This window comes from Allobosea sp. (genome assembly GCF_017308015.1).
GTDB lineage: Bacteria > Pseudomonadota > Alphaproteobacteria > Rhizobiales > Beijerinckiaceae > Allobosea.
In genome coordinates this window covers 112,341-130,432 of sequence record NZ_JAFKFW010000002.1, presented here as the reverse complement: position 1 = coordinate 130,432, position 18,092 = coordinate 112,341, and the positions used below count along the sequence as shown (strand labels likewise).

Below are 18,092 nucleotides of genomic sequence, written 5' to 3'. Positions count from 1 at the left end.
AGCCGGCGCTGTCGAACGGTGCCCAGCCGGCGGCTTTTCAGTCCCGCTTGCCGCCGCGCTTCAGGTCGTAGTCGATCAGATAGGCGGTGCGCTGGTTCAGGCGCTCGCGATAGACCTGCAGGTTCTCCATCACACGCTGGACGTAGTTGCGCGTTTCGGAGAAGGGGATGCGCTCGACCCAGTCGATCGCATCGACTTCGGGATCGCGCGGATCGCCATAGGCGACGGTCCATTTTTTCACATTGGGCGAGCCGGCATTATAGGCGGCGAAGGTCAGGATATAGGAGCCGCGCCATTCCTTGAGCAGGTCGTTGAGATGCGCCGCGCCCATCCGAGCCGCATAGAGCGGGTCTTTTCCGAGCTTCTCCCAGTCGAAGGGCAGGCTCGCGCGCCTTGCCGTCTCGCGGGCCGTCGCCGGCATCATCTGCATCAGGCCACGCGCGCCGGCATGGGACATCGCGGTCGGGTCGAAGGCGCTCTCCTGCCGGGCGATGGCGTGGACGATGGCCCGCTCCATCGGGTCGCCGAGCACGTCGAATTCCGGAATGCCGTTGACCGGATAGGCCGCCATGTCGAGCGGGAAGCCGCGTTGCAGCGCCGCCTTGCCGATGCCGACCTGCGCGCGCGCATCGGTCTCGCGCCGGGCGATGGCCGCGATTGCCTCCAGCGCCTCAGTGGTGTGCAGGCGCTGCGCCAGGTCGTTCAGCATCAGTGTCGCGAGATCGCGCTGGCCGATGCGGTAGAGCAGGCGCACGGCCTGGTGACCCGGCAAGGTCTCGAGTCCCGCCGCCACCGTGCGCCGCAGCGGCAGATCGGGGAGGCCGAGTCTGGCCCGCGCCAGTTGCCCATAATAGGCGATCGGCTGTTCCGATGCCTTGCCGAAGGCGGCTTTGGCTTCTTCGGCCTTGCCGAGTTCCTCATAGGCACGGCCCTGCCAGTAGGCCGCGCGCGCCACCGAGATCGGCGTCTCGGCGATGCCGGCGGCCGCATCGAAATGCTTGAGCGCCACATCCGGCTTCTTGAGGAAGCGCAGCGCGAGGAAGCCGGCATGCCACTCTGCTTCGATCCGCTCGGCCGCATCCTCTGCGCCATGGCCGGACGAGACCTCATAGGCTTTCTGCGGCTGGCCGGCGTCGAGCAGCTTGCGCGCGATGATGCGCCGCTCCTCCCACCAGCCGTCGCCGTCGCCGAGCAGAGCCGGATCGCGCGGGATCGCCGTCAGCGCCTTCACGGCATCGTCGAGCTTGTCGCCGCGGCGCGCCTGCTGAGCCTGCAGGAAGGCGAAGGAGATATCGCCACGCAGAGAAGCCGGCACCGCGGCAATCAGCTTTTCGGAGATCGGCCGGCGCGCTTTGGCGCTTGCGAGCCGCGCCTTGGCCAGCGCGACGTAATCCGCAGAGACGCGGGCCGCGTTACGCAGGGCCGCCTCGCCATTCGCGCGGAACAGGAGGCGCTCGGTGCGCAGGCGATGATCATCCTTGGTGAGCGTTGTCTCGAACGTCTTGAGGGCGATCTTTTCCAGCGCCTGCCCGAAAGCGTCCTTGCGCCAGCTCCGGCGGATGAGGGCATCGGCCTCTTCGGCCTTGCCTTCATCCTTCAGCGCGATGGCCAGCGCGATCCGCCCGGCCGCCGAGAGCGGCTGCTGACCATGAAAGAAGGCGCGCACGATGGCCGGGTTCTTCTTTTCGGCGATCAGCATTTCCTCGGCACGGCGTCGAAAGCGGGTTGTGGCCGGATAGTTCGGATGCTCGCGCAGGAAGGCGTCGATCCGCAGGAACGGCACCGCGCCGGCATTGGCATGGATAGCCACCCATTCGAGCAGCGAGCGTGTCGAACGATCGTCGATCCGCGCCGCGAGATCGTCGCCTTCGGCGAGCGCGCCGCGACGATAGGCGGCGACGGCAGTCTTCACTGCCTCGACATTGACGGCGTCGTCGCCCCGCAACCCCTGGGCCGGATAGGGCAATGCGCCGGTGGCTTCGATATCGCCAAGCATCGCGAGCTTGCGTTGGGTCGCGAGCATGCCGTCATCGCCCGCTCGCGTCGAGGACGTCGAGAGCAGGGCGGGCAGCAGCAGGCAGATCAGTCTCCTCGCGGCGGCAGGCGAGGCCATGGCACGGCTCCGGGCTGGTGCGGATGTCTGTCGATGGTCGGGTAAGGCGGTTTATGAACGCTTAACTATGCGGCCACGGATTTTCATGGCTTGCCGGCTTTGCCTTGGCGGAACGACGGTTTATGTGTGGCGGCCTTGCAACCTGCGTTTTCGCCTTCAGGATCGCCGCTCATGACCAAGCACATTGCCTTTACCGGCTCGATGCCCGCTCTGGTCACGCCGTTCAAATCCGGCGAGGTCGACGAGGAGGCACTACGCGCGCTGATCGAATGGCAGATCGAGAATGGCTCGACCGGGCTCGTGCCCGTCGGCACCACCGGCGAGAGCCCGACCCTGTCGCATGACGAGCACAAGCGCGTCGTCGAGATCGTCATCGACCAGAACAACGGCCGCGTCCCGGTCATCGCCGGTGCCGGCTCGAACAGCACGATCGAGGCGATCGACCTCGCCGTCCATGCCGAGAAGGCTGGCGCCGACGCCGTGCTCGTGGTCACTCCCTATTACAACAAGCCGACCCAGGAGGGCATGTACCAGCACTTCAAGGCGGTGAACGATGCGATCGGCATTCCGATCATCATCTACAACATCCCGCCGCGCTCGGTCGTGGACATGTCGGTCGAGACGATGACGCGGCTCTATGAGCTGAAGAACATCGCCGGCGTCAAGGACGCCACCGCCAACCTTGCGCGGGTCTCGCAGCAGCGCCACGCCATGGGGCCGGATTTCATCCAGCTCTCCGGCGAGGACATGACCGCGCTCTCCTATATGGCGGCCGGCGGCCATGGCTGCATCTCGGTCGTCGCCAATGTCGCGCCGCGCCTTTGCGCCGACCTGATGGAGGCTGTCCAGAAGGGCGACTATGCCGGCGCGCTCAAGGTGCAGGACCGGCTGGTGCCGCTTCATGATGCGATCTTCAAGGAACCCGGCCTCGCCGGCGCCAAGCACGGCCTTGCGTTGCTCGGCCGCATCGAGGAGGAGGTTCGCCTGCCGCTCATGCCGGTAACCCCGGCGACGGGCAAGGTGATCCGGGAGGCGATGGTTTTCGCCGGGCTGTTGAATGCCTAGATAGGGTAGGTGGCCGCGCCGGCAGGCGCGGTCATTCGCTTGGCCGATCGTGGCGAGCGGGAGAATGACAAGACCGGCCTTTTCAGAGGCTTGGGGGCCGATCCCGAATCGGATTCTCAGGTGCTGGCAGTGCCGGTCAGACAAGATGGATTCAGCGGAACGGCATGAAGAAACCCGATCCGGAGCGCTATCGTCTGGCGGCGGATAACCGCAAGGCGCGCTTCAATTACGAGATCAAGGAGACGATCGAGGCCGGCCTTGCCCTGCAGGGCACGGAGGTCAAGTCTTTGCGCGGTGGCCGCGCGACGATCGGCGAGAGCTATGCCGGCCCGATGGGGGACGAACTCTGGCTCTTCAACTCCTACATTCCCGAATATCTCGAGGCGAACCGCTTCAACCACGAGGTCCGCCGGCCGCGGAAGCTGCTGCTGCACCGCCGCCAGATTCACAAGCTGATGGGCGCGATCCAGCGCGAGGGCTACACCGTGATCCCGCTGAAGGTCTATTTCAACGAGAAGGGCCGGGCGAAGATCGAACTCGGCCTCGGTCGCGGCAAGAAGCTCCACGACAAGCGCGAGACCGAGAAGACCCGTGACTGGAACCGCGACAAGCAGCGGCTCTTGAAGACGGGCGGGTAGGGCTGACGGCTACCCCTCGGCCGGCTCGTCGCCCTGGCGAATACCGTAGCGGCGCTCCAGTGACGGGTTACCAGGCGTGACCGGCGCTCCGCCCGCCGGGCCGGCGCTGCGGCCCGCACGTTCGCCCGGGTCGCGCCCGATCTTCTGCATGAGCTGGGCGAGATCGACGAATTCGTCGCATTGCCGGCGCAACTCGTCCGAGACCATCGGCGGATTGGTCGAGATCGTCGAGACCACCGAAACCTTGACGCCCTTGCGCTGCACCGCCTCGACCAGCGGGCGGAAATCGCCGTCGCCGGAGAACAGGTAGATCTGGTCGAGATGCGGTGCGAGTTCCAGCATCTCGATCGCCAGCTCGATATCCATGTTGCCTTTGATCCGGCGCCGGCCGGTGGCATCGGTGAATTCTTTGGCCGCCTTGGTGATGACCCGGTAGCCGTTATAGTCGAGCCAGTCGACCAGCGGTCTGATCGAGGAGTACTCTTCGCTTTCCACCAATGTGGTGAAATAGAAGGCGCGGATCAGGTTACCGCGGCCCTGAAACTCCCGCAGCAGGCGCCGGTAGTCCATGTCGAAGCCGAGCTGCTTCGATGTGGCGTAGAGATTGGCGCCATCGATGAACAGCGCGATGCGCGGTGCGGCGCTCATGGCAATTACTCCTGCTGAAATATCTTTGGGCAAAAAATGGACGCAAAACGCGTTCTAACAATGTCGTTTCATGACTGAACTTTGACAAGTTGCAAGGGCGGCCGTGGCACACTGACGCAGCTCAATTCCACGTTACGTCAGGGCCGTAGGCGTGCCGGATTGCCGACGGCCGTGGCGCCGGTCGGCACGTCGCGCGTGACCACGCTGCCCGCGCCGATGATGGCATCGTCACCGATCGTGACGCCCGGCAGAATGATCGCGCCGCCGCCGATCCAGACATTGCGGCCGATCGAGACCGGGCGTCCGAACTCCAGCATCTGCCGGCGCTGTTCTGGGTCGCGCGGATGGTCGGCGGTCAGGATCTGCACGCCGGGGCCGATCTGCGTGCCGTCGCCGATCGTGACCGCGACGACATCGAGGATGATGCAGTTGAAATTGAGGAAGACGCGGTCGCCCAGACTGATGTTGTAGCCGTAATCGCAATGGAAGGGCGGACGGATGACGACGCTGCGCCCGACATGGCCGAAGGCTTCCCGCATGAGCGGCATGTGCGCTTCGGCTGCCGCGCCGGTCGCGTTGAAACGCTCCATCCAGGCGCTGATGCGGCGGTTGTCGGCGATGAGCTCGGGGCTGTCGGCGCGATAGAACTCGCCGGCCAGCATCTTGTCCTTTTCGCTGCGCATCGCGGGGGCCGTGTCGCTCAGGCTTTGCCCTTGGGGAATTCCAGCCCCATCTCGCGATAGCGCTCCGGGTCGTCGCTCCAGTTCTCGCGCACCTTCACGAACAGGAAGAGGTGGACCTTGGCTTCGGCGGCTTCCGCGATCTCGACGCGTGCCTTCTGGCCGATCGCCTTGATCGTCTGGCCGCCTTCGCCGAGCACGATCTTCCGCTGGCCCTCGCGCTCGACATAGATCGTCTGCTCGATACGGACGGAGCCGTCCGGCTTCTGCTGCCAGCTCTCGGTCTCGACCGTCGAGCGATAGGGCAGCTCGTCATGCAGCCGCTCGAACATCTTCTCGCGGGTGATCTCGGCGGCGAGGAAGCGCAAGGGCGCATCCGAGATCTGGTCCTCCGGATAGAGCCAGGGACCGAGCGGCAGGCGCTTCTCCAGCCAGGTCAGGATATCCTTGACGCCGTAGCCGGTCAGCGCCGCGACCATGAAGGTCGCTTCGAAGCTGCCGCGCTCGTTCACCGCCGCGGTGATGGCGAGGAGCTTCTCCTTCGGCACCGTATCGATCTTGTTGAGGATCAGGAACTTCGGCTGCTTCAGCTCGGCGAGCTTCTCGAACAGCGCCGTGTTCTCCTCATGGTCGAAGCGCGCGACATCGACCAGCACGCCGATCAGGTCGGCATCGGTGGCGCCGCCCCAGGCGCTCGTCACCATCGCGCGGTCGAGCCGGCGCTTGGGCGCGAAGATGCCGGGCGTGTCGACGAAGATGATCTGCGCCGTGCCGGAGAGCGCGATACCGCGCACCTGCGTGCGCGTCGTCTGCACTTTGCGCGAGACGATCGAGATCTTGGCGCCGACGAGCTGGTTGAGCAGCGTCGACTTGCCGGCATTCGGCGCGCCGATCAGCGCGACGAAGCCGCAGCGCGTGGCTTGATCGGATTCAGACATTCTCACTTTCCGGGTTGTCGTTCCACAGGCCCTCTCGCCTGAGAAAGGCTTCGGCTGCGGCCTGCTCGGCCAGCCGCTTGGAGGGGCCGCGCGCCTCGGCGTCGGCGAGCCCTGTGATCTTGGCCGCAACGACGAAGACCGGCGCATGATCGGGGCCGGAGCGCCCGCGTTCGCTATAGGTCGGCGTCGGGTAGCCCTTGCCCTGCGCCCATTCCTGCAATGCGGTCTTGGCGTCGCGTAAGGGGCGGGCGGGCTTCAGCATACGCTCGCCGAAGGCGCGCTCGACCAGCGCGCGGGCGGCCTCGTAGCCGCCATCGATGAAGACCGCGCCGATGATCGCCTCGCAGGCATCGGCCAGGATCGCCTTGTTCTTGCGGGCCCCGCCCAGGATCTCGCCTTCGCCAAGGCGCATGAACTGGCCGAGATTCCAGCTCTGGGCGACTTCGGCGCAGGTCTCCTTGCGGACGAGATCGGCGAGCCGGCGCGAGAGATTGCCTTCCTCCGACTGCGGGAACTGCCGGAACAGCAGGTCGGCGACCGAGAGGCCGAGCACGCGGTCCCCGAGGAATTCGAGGCGCTGATAGCTGGCGAGGCGCGATTCCTCGGCGCTCATATGGGTCAGTGCCGTGGCGAGCAGGCTCGGGTCCGCGAAGCGATGTCCGAGCGCGGCTTCGAGCCGCGCCGTATCCGGGGCCTTGCGCCCGCCGTCGTTAGCCTTGCTCACTTGATGGTGCTGAACAGACGGTTCCAGCGAACCGTATAGGGCCATTCCCAGATCTTCCAGGCCGAGGCGCCGTCCTCGATCGAGAAGAAGATGATCTCGGCGCGGCCTACGAAATTCTCGAACGGCACGGGTCCGACGCTGCGGTCGCGCGAGTCGAGCGAATTGTCGCGGTTGTCGCCCATCATGAAGAAATGGCCGGGCGGTACGATGAAGACCTGCGTGTTGTCGAAGGTGCCGGTATCGCCTTCGCGCTCGATGATCTGATGGCTGACGCCGTTGGGCAATGTCTCGCGATACTGGATCACCGGCGTGCTGCGGCCCCAGTTGTCCGTCGTGACGTAATCGGCGATGCGCTCGCGCTTCACCGGCTGGTTGTTGATGTGCAGGATGCCGTCGATCATCTGGATGCGGTCGCCCGGCAGGCCGATGACGCGCTTGATGTAGTCGGTCGAATTGTCGCTCGGCAGCTTGAAGACGGCGATGTCGCCGCGCTTCGGTTCGGCCGCCCAGACCCTCCCAGAGAACAGCGGCGGGCTGAACGGGACCGAGTGCTTGGAGTAGCCGTAGGTATATTTCGACACGAACAGGTAATCGCCGATCAGCAGCGTCGGGATCAGCGAGCCCGAGGGGATGTTGAAGGGCTGGAATAGCAGGGTGCGGATGACGAGCGCGATGAGCAGCGCCTGCACGACGACCTTGATCGTCTCGAGGATGCCGCCTTCATCCTTGGCCGCCTTGCTTTTGCTGTCGACGTCGTTGGCCACGCGGGCGCTCCTGAGACTGCGATCCAGCGCGCGGTCTAGCCGACTATCGCGCCTGCGACAACGCGCAAGAGCGGCGAAGGGAAGGGGCGCCAAGAAATAGTGAAGAAGGGTCGCGCATGAGTTCCGGCCGCGAAAATGGCGACAGGATGGCGATCTTCGCACCGGGAGCAGATTGACTGCCCCCATTTTCCCAAACAGCATCACGGTCGCGCGACACTTGGGGGAATCACTCATGAGCACGAAGAAGCTTGTCGCCGAGGCCATCGGCACGTTCTGGTTGACCTTTGCAGGTTGCGGCAGCGCGGTCATCGCCGCGGGATTTCCGAATGTCGGTATCGGGTTACTCGGCGTTTCGCTGGCATTCGGCCTGACGGTCGTGACGATGGCCTATGCCATCGGCCACATTTCCGGCTGCCATCTCAATCCGGCCGTGACGGTCGGCCTTGCTGCGGGCGGCCGCTTTCCGGCGGGGCAGGTCGTTCCTTATATCATTGCGCAGGTGATCGGCGCCGTCGTGGCGGCGGCCGTTCTCTATCAGATTGCCAAAGGCGCGCCGGGCTTCGATCTCGCCGGCGGATTCGCGTCCAACGGCTATGCCGAGCATTCGCCCGGCAAGTACAATCTCGTCTCGGCTTTCCTCATGGAAGTCGTGATGACCATGATGTTCCTCTTCATCATCATGGGGTCGACCCATGGCAAGGCGCCGGCCGGTTTCGCACCGCTCGCGATCGGCCTTGGTCTCTGCCTGATCCACCTCGTCAGCATCCCGGTCACCAATACCTCGGTGAACCCGGCTCGCAGCACCGGCCCGGCGCTCTTCGTCGGTGGCTGGGCGCTCCAGCAGCTCTGGCTGTTCTGGCTGGCGCCGCTGATCGGCGGGGTGCTCGGCGGCGTGATCTATCGCTGGCTGAGCGACGAGCCGGCGGGCGAAGTCACCGGCCGCTGATTGGCCGGACAGGACGTCAGCGTCTCAAAGATCGCCGTCATTCCGGTGCGCCGCCAGGCGATAGCACCGGAATGACGGCGGCTTTCGCTTGACGGAAAGCCGATTCAGGCGACAGGCCGGGCCTCGATCACCACGAAGGCTTGCGCCAAAGGCGGATCGTCCGTCAGCGAGACATGGACGAAGGCCTCATGGCCGGCTGGGGTCATGGCTTTCAACTGTTCGGCCGCGCCGCCGGTAAGGCGCATGGTCGGGCGCCCGCCCGGCAGATTGACCACTTCCATGTCGCGCCAGAACACGCCGGCACGCATACCGGTGCCCAGCGCTTTCGAGCAGGCCTCCTTGGCGGCGAAGCGGCGGGCGTAGGAGGCGGCCCGGGTCGCGCGGCGATCCGATTTCGCCCGCTCGCCCTCGGTGAAGATGCGCTCGGTGAAACGCTCGCCGAAGCGTTCGAGCGAGCGCTCGATGCGGCGGATGTCGCAGAGGTCGGAGCCGATGCCGAGGATCATGCCCGCGATGTAGCGCGCTTTGCGCCCGACAGGAACTGCCTCCGGGCGAGGAGGGAGCGGTTGAAAAATTCAACCCTCATCGAAGGGAGCCGCTTGAGCAGCGTCTCGAAGGATGAGGGCCGCGGGGAATTCAGGGCCGCTCAGCGCCGCGCGCGGCCTTCGTCCATCGCCTGCCGCATCCGGCGGATCGCCTCTTCGAGCCCGATGAAGATGGCCTCGCCGATCAGGAAATGGCCGATATTGAACTCGATGAAGGCCGGTACGCGGGCAAGCGTGCGGGCCGTGTCGTAGTCGAGCCCGTGTCCGGCATGGACCTCGAGGCCAAGCTTCGCTCCGAGCGTCGCGCCATTCGCGAGCCGCTGGAATTCGGCTTCCGCCTTGGCCGCCTCGCCGTCGAGGACGGCATGGCACCAGCTTCCGGTATGCAGTTCGATGACCGGCGCCCCGAGCTTGGCGGCCATCGCGATCGGTGCCTCGTCCGGCTCGATGAACAACGAGACACGGCAGCCGGCCGCCTTCAGGCGGGCGATCGCGGGTGTCAGATGAGATTCCTGCCCGACGACGTCGAGCCCGCCCTCCGTCGTGCGCTCCTCGCGCTTTTCCGGCACAAGGCAGGCCGCGTGCGGCTTCAGCCGCTCGGCCAGTGTGATCATCTCCTCGGTCGCGCCCATCTCGAAATTGAGTGGTTTGGTCAGTTCGGTGGCGAGGCGCTCCATATCGGCGTCGCGGATATGGCGCCGATCCTCTCGCAGATGGGCGGTGATGCCGTCGGCACCGGCTGCGATGGCGAGATGCGCGGCACGGACCGGATCGGGCAGGGTTCCGCCGCGTGCGTTTCGCACAGTGGCGACGTGGTCGATATTGACGCCCAGACGCAAGCCTTCGGCCATCATGCATCCCCCTTTGTTGTCGTGTCCTGCTTAGACGAAAGCGGCGTATCGGCTCAATGCAGGGATTGTGATGCCCGGCTCACGAAATGTGATCGGTACGGGCGCGCCAAATCACTACCATTCGATGAAGCGAAATAACCGCTCCGCGTGAAGGTAATCGTAACCGAAACCCGGTAGTATCGACATTTGACATAGCAGAATTCACGCGGGCCGATGCAACTCCCACTGAAGAACGCGGCTTTCCACACCGACGTCCAGCCGGACAGGCGTGACAGCCACCAGCCTCCCGAGCGGGCGCTCGGCCGCGTCATCGCCTGCGACGGGTCACGCGCAACGATCCTGAGCGCGGTCTCGACCGGAAACTGGCTGGCGAGCGATGCCTGGGCCATTGGCCGGATGGTATCGATCAATCTGGGTTCGAGCCGTATCGTCGCGCTGGTCTACAAGCTGCACGCCGTCGCCGCCGCCTGGAGCGAATCCGAGGAGAACCCGATCCGGGTTGAAGTCGAATTCCTCGGCGAAGTGCTGGAAAGTGCCGAAGGCCGGTTGCGTTTCCAGAGCGGCATCAGCACTTTTCCGCCGATCGGCGCGATCGCCCACCGCATCCGCTCCGGGGATCTGGCGCTCGTCCATGATCTCGGCGATCGTTCCGGCGTCGAGGTCGGCCATATCACGCAGGATGCCAGTATTCCCGCGACGGTCAGCGTCCAGGATATGCTTTCGCGCCATTTCGCCCTGGTCGGGACGACCGGTGTCGGCAAGTCGAGCGCGGTCACGTTGCTGCTGCGCCGCGCCGTCTGTGTTCGGCCGCGCCTGCGCGTGCTCATTCTCGATCCGCACAACGAATATTCCAGTGCCTTTCCCGATCTCGCCCTGACCATCGACGGTGAGAGCCTCGATCTGCCCTTTTGGATGTTCAAGCAGGACGAACTGGCCGATGTCGTGTTCCGGGGGCGTGCCGCTCTGGACGACGAACCGGACATCCTGCGTGAGGTCGTCTCCACGGCGCGGGCGCGTTATCGCATGCCCAGCGGGCAGGATCTGGCGCGTGACCTCGGTTCGAGCCTGTTGAAGCGCCCGCTCGACCTCGGCGTCTCGCGCCAGCCTTCCGATGCACAGCATGCCGGAGGGGGCGATGCCGCCACGCCTTATCGCATCAAGGACGTCTTCGCGGTCATCGACGAGCTGATTGGTCTGCACGAGCAGCGCTGGCCACGTGTTGCCCTTCGCTCGCTCAAGGTGCGGCTGGAATCGCTCCATGCCGATCCGCGTTATCGCTTCATGTTCGGCCGGGCCAACATGTACGAAACCGTGGCGCCGATCCTCTCCCAGGTTTTCCGCATCCCGATGCATGGCCGGCCGATCACGGCCTTCCAGCTCGGCGGCTTGCCGTCCGAGGTCGTGAACGCAGTAGCTTCGGTTCTGTCGCGTCTGGCCTTCGACATTGCCAGCGCGAGCCAGGGCGCCTGCGAGATTCTGGTGCTCTGCGAGGAGGCCCATCGTTATGTCCCTTCCGATCCCGCGCTCGGCTTTGCGCCGACCCGGCAGGCCCTGGCCCGGATCGCCAAGGAAGGTCGCAAATACGGTGCCTATCTCGGCATCGTGACGCAACGCCCCGGCGAGCTGGACCCGACCATCCTGTCGCAATGCTCGACGATTTTCGCGATGCGGCTGGCTAACGAGCGCGACCAGCAGATCATCCGCTCGGCGATCTCCGACGCCTCTGCCAGCACGATCAATTTCCTGTCCTCGATCGGCAATCGGGAGGCGATCGCTTTCGGCGAGGGCGTCGCCACCACGATGCGGATGCGCTTCGCCGAGCTCAAACCGCACGAGTTGCCGGCGATGGGCGCACGCGGCGGCGAGGTGCTGGGCCGGCACGAGCCGACGCTGGATGACATGGTGCGTCGCATGGGGGCCTGAGGCCACGCCGGACGTGCGAATTTCTTGCATCGCGGCGGCTTTGCCTGTAAGGCCGTGCTCAATCCATTTCCCTGCATCGCTGAGATCGGAAGAAGCCGGCCATGGCTCGCGTTACCGTTGAAGACTGCATCGACAAGGTCGAGAACCGCTTCGAGCTGGTGCTGCTCGCCAGCCACCGCGCGCGGATGATCCAGTCGGGCTCGTCGATTCTCGTTCCCCGCGACAACGACAAGAACCCCGTCGTTGCGCTCCGCGAGATCGCCGACGAGAAGCTCAAGCCCGAGGATCTCAAGGAAGACCTGATCCACTCGCTGCAGAAGCATGTCGAGGTCGACGAGCCGGAGCAGGAGACCGTTCCGCTGCTCGCCAGCCCGACCAGCGCCGCGACGCCGGACAGTGAAGTCCAGTTCGACCGGATGAGCGAAGAAGACCTGCTGCGTGGCCTCGACGGCCTCGTGCCGCCGACCGAGAGCGCCGACGACGAGGACTGATTTTCGTCCTGTGAATCGATTGTTCATCGTTTCCCACTAAAGCCCGGCTGTGCCGGGCTTTTTTCATGGCCCTCCTCCGGAAAACGCCTTGCTGCCGCCAATGCCTGTGCAAATAATAATATGTTGCAATGATCCCAGGATGAGGTTGGGGCCCGCATGGGCATGATGCGGCAATACGAGCTCGTTGACCGGGTCAGGAGCTATAATCCGAATACCGACGAGGACCTGCTCAACCGGGCCTATGTCTATGCCATGCGTGCACACGGCACGCAGAAGCGCGCCTCCGGCGATCCCTTCTTCGCGCACCCGCTCGAAGTCGCGGCGATCCTGACCGATCTCAAGCTCGACGATGCGACCATCGTCGCCGCCGTCCTGCACGATACGGTCGAGGACACGGCCGCGACGCTGGAAGAGATCGAGACCATGTTCGGACCGGACATCCGCCGGCTCGTCGATGGCCTCACCAAGATCAAGAAGCTCGACCTCGTCTCGAAAAAGGCGGCGCAGGGCGAGAATTTCCGCAAGCTGCTGCTCGCCATCGTCGACGATATCCGCGTGCTGCTGGTCAAGCTCGCCGACCGGCTGCACAACATGCGCACCCTGCATTTCGTCCCCCCCGAGAAGCGCCTGCGCATCGCCGAGGAGACGATCGAGATCTACGCGCCGCTCGCCGGCCGCATGGGCATGCAGGAATTGCGCGAGGAGCTGGAGGAGCTCTCCTTCCGCCATATCAAGCCCGAGGCCCATGCCACCGTGACCAAGCGGCTGGAAGAGGTGACCGAGCGCGAGGGCAAGGTCATCGGCGAGATCGAGGACGATCTGAAGGACAAGCTTGCCGCCAGCGGTATCCAGGCCGAGGTTTTCGGACGGCGCAAGCGTCCCTATTCGATCTGGAAGAAGATGGAGCGGAAATCCGTTTCCTTCGAGCAGCTCTCCGACATTTTCGGCTTCCGCGTCATCGTCGAGAAGCCCGAAGATTGCTACCGCGTGCTCGGCATCGTCCACATGACCTGGCCGATGGTGCCGGGCCGCTACAAGGACTACATCTCGACGCCGAAGCAGAACGATTACCGCTCGATCCACACGACTGTCGTCGGTCCGGGTCATAGCCGCGTCGAACTGCAGATCCGCACCGACAACATGGATCGTATCGCCGAATACGGCATCGCCGCCCACGCCCATTACAAGGACGGCAGGGCCGGCGAACCGATCAGCTTGGCTGACGAGAGCCGCGCCTATCAATGGCTGCGCCGCACCGTCGACCTGCTGGCCGAGGGCGACAGTCCCGAGGAATTCCTCGAGCATACCAAGCTCGAGCTGTTCCACGATCAGGTCTTCTGCTTCACGCCGAAGGGCCGGCTCATCGCCCTGCCGCGCGGCGCGACGCCGATCGACTTCGCCTATGCGGTCCATACCGATGTCGGCAACAGCGCTGTCGGCGCCAAGATCAACGGGCGGATCGCTCCGCTCCTGACCGAATTGCAGAACGGCGACGAGGTCGAGATCACCCGTGCCGACGGGCAGGCCCCGCCCGCCGCCTGGGAATCGCTGGTCGTCACCGGCAAGGCCCGCGCCGCGATCCGCCGCGCCACCCGCGTCGCGGTGCGCCGCCAATATGCCGGCCTCGGCCGCCAGATTCTCGAGCGAGCTTTCTCGCGGGCCGAGCGCGCCTTCTCCGACGAGAAGCTCAAGGCGGCGCTGAAACGCCTCGCCCGCAACACCGTGGACGACGTGCTCGCGGCGGTCGGGCGCGGCGAGATGTATTCCGGCGACGTGGTCAAGGCGGTTTATCCGGATCTCGAACCGGAGAAGCGCGGTTCGGCCGACGGAAAACCGGGCGCGGCCGTCAGCGGCAAGGGCTGGTTTGAACTGCGCCAGGGCGAGAATCTCAAGTTCAAGCTGCCGGGCGAGGCGCCGGACAACGCCATTCCGATCCGTGGCCTCGGCGGTGATTTGCCGGTGCGCTTCGCGCCGCATGGCGGCGCCGTGCCAGGCGATCGCATCGTCGGCATCCTGACGCCGGGCGAGGGGGTGACGATCTACCCGATCCAGTCGCCGGCGCTCGCCGCCTTCGACAACGAGCCTGATCGCTGGCTCGATGTCCGCTGGGACCTCGACGACAAGGCGCCACAGCGCTTTCCGGCGCGCATCGCCCTGAAATCGATCAACGAGCCCGGCTCGCTTGCCCAGATCACCACGACGATCGCGGAGCATGACGGCAATATCGATTCCGTCGCGATGAACCGGCCGAACCAGGATTTCACCGACGTCACCATCGACCTCACCGTCTGGGACCTCAAGCACCTCTCGGCTATCATCAGCGAATTGCGCGAGAAGCGGGTGATCAGCCGGGTCGAACGCGTGGTGGGGTAGGGGACGCTGTTGTCTAACGCTCGTGCTCGCTCGTTCGTCGCATGAGTTGGTGTCCTTCTGGCGATACCGATCATGCGCCGAACCAGGCCTGAGCCCGGCTGTCGAAACGATGTCCGCGAAAATGAAGGCGTCCGACTGTTCCTGTCCATCTACCAGGCAGGTCTGCTCCGGGCTCTTCGCTAGACTTCGACCGCGATCAACGCGCGCATGAAATTGCGGCGGCGCTGCTCTCGCCCTAAACCCTCTCCTCATGGAATGGACCGACGAAGGCACGATCATCGGTCTCAAGGCTCATGGCGAAAGCGCCGTGATCCTCGAGGCGATGACGCATGAGCACGGCCGCCATCTCGGTCTCGTCAGGGGCGGGCGTTCGGCCAAGGCGCAGGCCTCGCTCCAGCCAGGCAACCATGTCTCGCTGACCTGGCGCGCCCGGCTGGACGAGCATCTCGGCGAGTACAAGGTCGAACTGCTCACCTCCCACGCTGCCCGTCTTATCGCGGCCCCGGTGGCGCTCTACGGGCTCGGGACCGTTGCCTGCCTGCTGCGCCTCCTGCCGGAGCGCGATCCGCATCCGGGGCTCTATGAGGGGCTCTCCGTCCTCGTCACCCATCTCGACGAGGCCGAGATGGCGCCGGCGCTGATCATCCGCTTCGAGCTCGCCATGCTCACGGAGCTGGGCTTCGGGCTCGATCTGGCGCGCTGCGCCGTCACGGGCTCGCCCGACGATCTCAGCCATGTCTCGCCGAAATCCGGCAAGGCGGTCAGCCGGCGGGTCGCTGAACCCTATCTCGACCGCCTGCTGAAGCTGCCATCCTTCCTCGTCGAAGGGCAGGGTGGGCGCAGGCCATCCCCGGCCGATATCCTGTCGGGTTTCGCCCTGACGGGCTTCTTCCTGCGCCGCCATATCCTCGATCCGCGCGGCCTGCGCGAGCCGCCGGAGCGGGCGCGATTGGTCGAAATGGCGACGCGCGCTGCGGCGAATGCGCCGCCCGCCGAATCATCCACCGGCTAAGCATGAAATGGCGGTCCCCACGTTTGCGCCGGGGGCTTCGTACCTGCATTGTTCTGGCGGGCTGATTCGCGCTGTGCCATAGAAGCCGCGCGAATTTTGGACAAGACGAGGGCTGACGCAGCATGGGCAAACCGGTCGATCCGCCGCCGGAAGACGAGTCCGAGCGCATCGATCTGAAATCGGCGCTCGAAGAGCGCTATCTCGCCTATGCGCTCTCCACCATCATGCACCGCGCCCTGCCGGACGCGCGAGACGGCCTGAAGCCGGTCCACCGCCGCATCCTGCACGCCATGCGGCTGCTGCGGCTCGATCCCGGCCAGGTCCACAAGAAATGCGCCCGCATCGTCGGCGACGTCATCGGTAAGTTCCATCCGCATGGCGACCAGTCGGTCTATGACGCGCTGGTGCGCCTCGCGCAGGATTTCGCCCAGCGCTACCCGCTCGTCGACGGTCAGGGCAATTTTGGCAATATCGACGGCGATAACGCCGCCGCCTACCGTTATACCGAAGCGCGCATGACCGAGGTCGCGCGCCTGCTCCTCGACGGAATCGACGAGGACGCGGTCGATTTTCGCGAGACCTATAACGGCGAGGACGAGGAGCCGGTGGTGCTCCCGGCCGCCTTCCCGAACCTGCTGGCCAACGGCTCGCAGGGCATCGCGGTCGGCATGGCGACGTCGATCCCGCCGCACAACGCCGCCGAGCTCTGCGACGCCGCGCTCTACCTGATCCAGCACCCGGAGACGACCTCCGAGCAGCTCATGACCTTCGTGCCCGGCCCGGACTTCCCGACCGGCGGCATCATCGTCGAGAGTCGTGCCTCGATGGCTGAGACCTACCGCACCGGGCGCGGCGCCTTCCGCACCCGTGCGCGCTGGCATGCCGAGGATCAGGGCCGCGGCACCTGGTTCGCGGTCGTCACCGAGATCCCCTATATGGTCTCCAAGGGCCGGCTGATCGAGAAGATCGCCGAACTCCTCAACGACAAGAAATTGCCGCTGGTCGCCGACCTGCGCGACGAGTCGGCCGAGGACATCCGCATCGTCATCGAGCCGCGCGCCCGCAATGTCGATCCCAACCTGATGATGGAATCGCTCTTCCGGCTCTCCGAGCTCGAAGCGCGCATCTCCATGAACATGAACGTGCTGACCGGCGGGCTGGTGCCGCGCGTGCTCGGGTTGGCCGAGGCGCTCCGCGCCTGGCTCGACCATCGCCGCGAGGTTTTGCAGCGGCGTTCGCGCTTCCGGCTCGGCCAGATCGACAAGCGCCTCGAAATCCTGCGCGGCCTGCTCATCGTTTATCTCGATCTCGACCGGGTGATCAAAATCATCCGGGAGGAGGACGAGCCGAAGATCGAGCTGATGAAGGTCTTCGACCTCACCGAGGTCCAGGCCAACGCGATCCTCGACACGCGCTTGCGCGCCTTGCGCAAGCTCGAGGAGATGCAGCTCAAGACCGAGCTCGACGAATTGACCAAGGAGAAAGAGCAGATCGAGACGCTGCTCGGCTCCGAGGCGACGCAGTGGAAGACGATTGCTTGGGACATCCGGCAGGTGAAGAAGACCTTCGGACCGGAAACCGCGATCGGCAAGCGCCGCACCGATTTCGCGGATATGCCGGAGACCGCCGATATCGACCTGACCCAGGCGATGGTCGAGCGCGAGCCGATCACGGTCGTCATCTCCAAGAAGGGCTGGATCAGGGCGCTGAAGGGCCATGTCCAGGACAAGTCGAGCTTTTCCTTCAAGGGCGACGATGCGCTCCAGACGGCCTTCTTCACCGAGACCACGGCGAAGGTGCTGGTGCTCGCCTCGAACGGCAAGGTCTTCACGCTGGATGCTTCGAAGCTGCCGGGCGGCCGCGGCTTCGGCGATCCGATCCGGCTGATGATCGAGCTGGAGGAGACGGCGGAGATCGTCTCCGCCTTCCCCTACAAGCCGGGCTCCAAGCTCCTGATGGTGACGAGCGAGGGCAGGGGTTTCGTTGCCCCGACCGACGATGTCGTTGCCAACACCCGCAAGGGCCGCCAGGTGCTCAATGTCGACGGCTCCCATGTCGCGATGCTGGCGGCGCCGGCCGATGGCGACCATGTCGCGATCATCGGCCAGAACCGCAAACTACTCTGCTTCCCGATCTCGGAAGTGGCGGAGATGGGGCGCGGCAAGGGCGTGCGCTTGCAGCGCTACAAGGATGGTGGCCTCTCCGACGCCAAGACCTTCAACCTCGCCGACGGTCTGACCTGGCTCGACACCTCAGGCCGGACCTGGACGGTCACGCAGGCCGATCTGCTGGAGTGGCTCGGCCACCGCGCCGAGGCCGGCCGTCTGCCGCCCAAGGGCTTCCCGAAGAGCAACACGTTCGGAGGGTGAGGCAAGGGCTGG

General features: G+C 65.2%; 16 protein-coding genes. 8 read left to right on the top strand and 8 right to left on the bottom strand.

Annotated features, from left to right (window positions below):
* Positions 1-37: 37 nt before the first annotated feature.
* Positions 38-2,113: a lytic transglycosylase domain-containing protein gene (locus tag J0I42_RS00625; protein WP_291651763.1), complete on the bottom strand. Its 2,076-nt coding sequence runs from the start codon at positions 2,111-2,113 to the stop codon at positions 38-40.
* 171 nt (positions 2,114-2,284) lie between these two features.
* On the opposite strand from J0I42_RS00625, the gene dapA reads away from it, so the two are divergent.
* Positions 2,285-3,178 carry a 4-hydroxy-tetrahydrodipicolinate synthase gene (dapA, locus tag J0I42_RS00620; RefSeq protein ID WP_291651761.1) on the top strand — a complete coding sequence of 298 codons (894 nt, stop codon included), beginning with the start codon at positions 2,285-2,287 and terminating at the stop codon, positions 3,176-3,178.
* Positions 3,179-3,342: 164 nt separating this feature from the next.
* The gene (gene smpB, locus J0I42_RS00615) at positions 3,343-3,816 is read left to right on the top strand and encodes an SsrA-binding protein SmpB (RefSeq protein ID WP_047580144.1); all 474 of its coding nucleotides are present in this window, start codon (positions 3,343-3,345) and stop codon (positions 3,814-3,816) included.
* A 9-nt stretch (positions 3,817-3,825) separates the two neighbouring features.
* Here smpB and J0I42_RS00610 read toward each other — a convergent pair whose 3' ends face one another.
* From J0I42_RS00610 to lepB, 5 genes are all read right to left on the bottom strand, one after another.
* Entirely contained in the window at positions 3,826-4,464 is a 639-nt protein-coding gene (locus J0I42_RS00610; protein ID WP_291651758.1) for a LabA-like NYN domain-containing protein, read from the bottom strand.
* A gap of 137 nt (positions 4,465-4,601) precedes the next feature.
* Positions 4,602-5,147 carry a sugar O-acetyltransferase gene (locus J0I42_RS00605; RefSeq protein WP_291651756.1) on the bottom strand — a complete coding sequence of 182 codons (546 nt, stop codon included), beginning with the start codon at positions 5,145-5,147 and terminating at the stop codon, positions 4,602-4,604.
* A gap of 17 nt (positions 5,148-5,164) precedes the next feature.
* Positions 5,165-6,082 carry a GTPase Era gene (era, locus tag J0I42_RS00600; RefSeq protein WP_291651754.1) on the bottom strand — a complete coding sequence of 306 codons (918 nt, stop codon included), beginning with the start codon at positions 6,080-6,082 and terminating at the stop codon, positions 5,165-5,167.
* Entirely contained in the window at positions 6,075-6,806 is a 732-nt protein-coding gene (rnc, locus tag J0I42_RS00595; protein WP_291651752.1) for a ribonuclease III, read from the bottom strand. Before rnc ends, era begins: the two co-directional genes overlap by 8 nt.
* A complete protein-coding gene (gene lepB / locus J0I42_RS00590; RefSeq protein ID WP_291651750.1) occupies positions 6,803-7,570 on the bottom strand; it encodes a signal peptidase I in 768 nt (255 codons plus the stop codon). The genes rnc and lepB overlap by 4 nt, the downstream gene beginning before the upstream one ends.
* Positions 7,571-7,802: 232 nt before the next feature.
* Between lepB and aqpZ the strand changes: the two genes are divergently transcribed.
* Positions 7,803-8,516: an aquaporin Z gene (aqpZ, locus tag J0I42_RS00585; RefSeq protein ID WP_291651748.1), complete on the top strand. Its 714-nt coding sequence runs from the start codon at positions 7,803-7,805 to the stop codon at positions 8,514-8,516.
* A gap of 104 nt (positions 8,517-8,620) precedes the next feature.
* Here aqpZ and acpS read toward each other — a convergent pair whose 3' ends face one another.
* Positions 8,621-9,022 (bottom strand): holo-ACP synthase, encoded by a 402-nt coding sequence (gene acpS / locus J0I42_RS00580; RefSeq protein WP_291651745.1) that lies wholly within the window; start codon positions 9,020-9,022, stop codon positions 8,621-8,623.
* Between the two features lie 140 nt (positions 9,023-9,162).
* On the bottom strand, positions 9,163-9,915 hold the full coding sequence (locus tag J0I42_RS00575; protein ID WP_291651743.1) for a pyridoxine 5'-phosphate synthase: 753 nt from the start codon (positions 9,913-9,915) through the stop codon (positions 9,163-9,165).
* A gap of 210 nt (positions 9,916-10,125) precedes the next feature.
* On the opposite strand from J0I42_RS00575, the gene J0I42_RS00570 reads away from it, so the two are divergent.
* The 5 genes from J0I42_RS00570 (at position 10,126) to parC (ending at position 18,080) form a co-directional block, all read left to right on the top strand.
* A complete protein-coding gene (locus J0I42_RS00570) occupies positions 10,126-11,835 on the top strand; it encodes an ATP-binding protein (protein ID WP_291651740.1) in 1,710 nt (569 codons plus the stop codon).
* 101 nt (positions 11,836-11,936) lie between these two features.
* A complete protein-coding gene (rpoZ, locus tag J0I42_RS00565) occupies positions 11,937-12,326 on the top strand; it encodes a DNA-directed RNA polymerase subunit omega (protein ID WP_291651738.1) in 390 nt (129 codons plus the stop codon).
* Between the two features lie 162 nt (positions 12,327-12,488).
* On the top strand, positions 12,489-14,699 hold the full coding sequence (locus J0I42_RS00560) for a RelA/SpoT family protein (protein WP_291652636.1): 2,211 nt from the start codon (positions 12,489-12,491) through the stop codon (positions 14,697-14,699).
* Between the two features lie 250 nt (positions 14,700-14,949).
* Positions 14,950-15,711, top strand: a complete 762-nt coding sequence (gene recO / locus J0I42_RS00555; protein WP_291651736.1) for a DNA repair protein RecO — start codon at positions 14,950-14,952, stop codon at positions 15,709-15,711.
* A 122-nt stretch (positions 15,712-15,833) separates the two neighbouring features.
* Entirely contained in the window at positions 15,834-18,080 is a 2,247-nt protein-coding gene (gene parC, locus J0I42_RS00550; RefSeq protein WP_291651734.1) for a DNA topoisomerase IV subunit A, read from the top strand.
* Positions 18,081-18,092 lie beyond the last annotated feature (12 nt).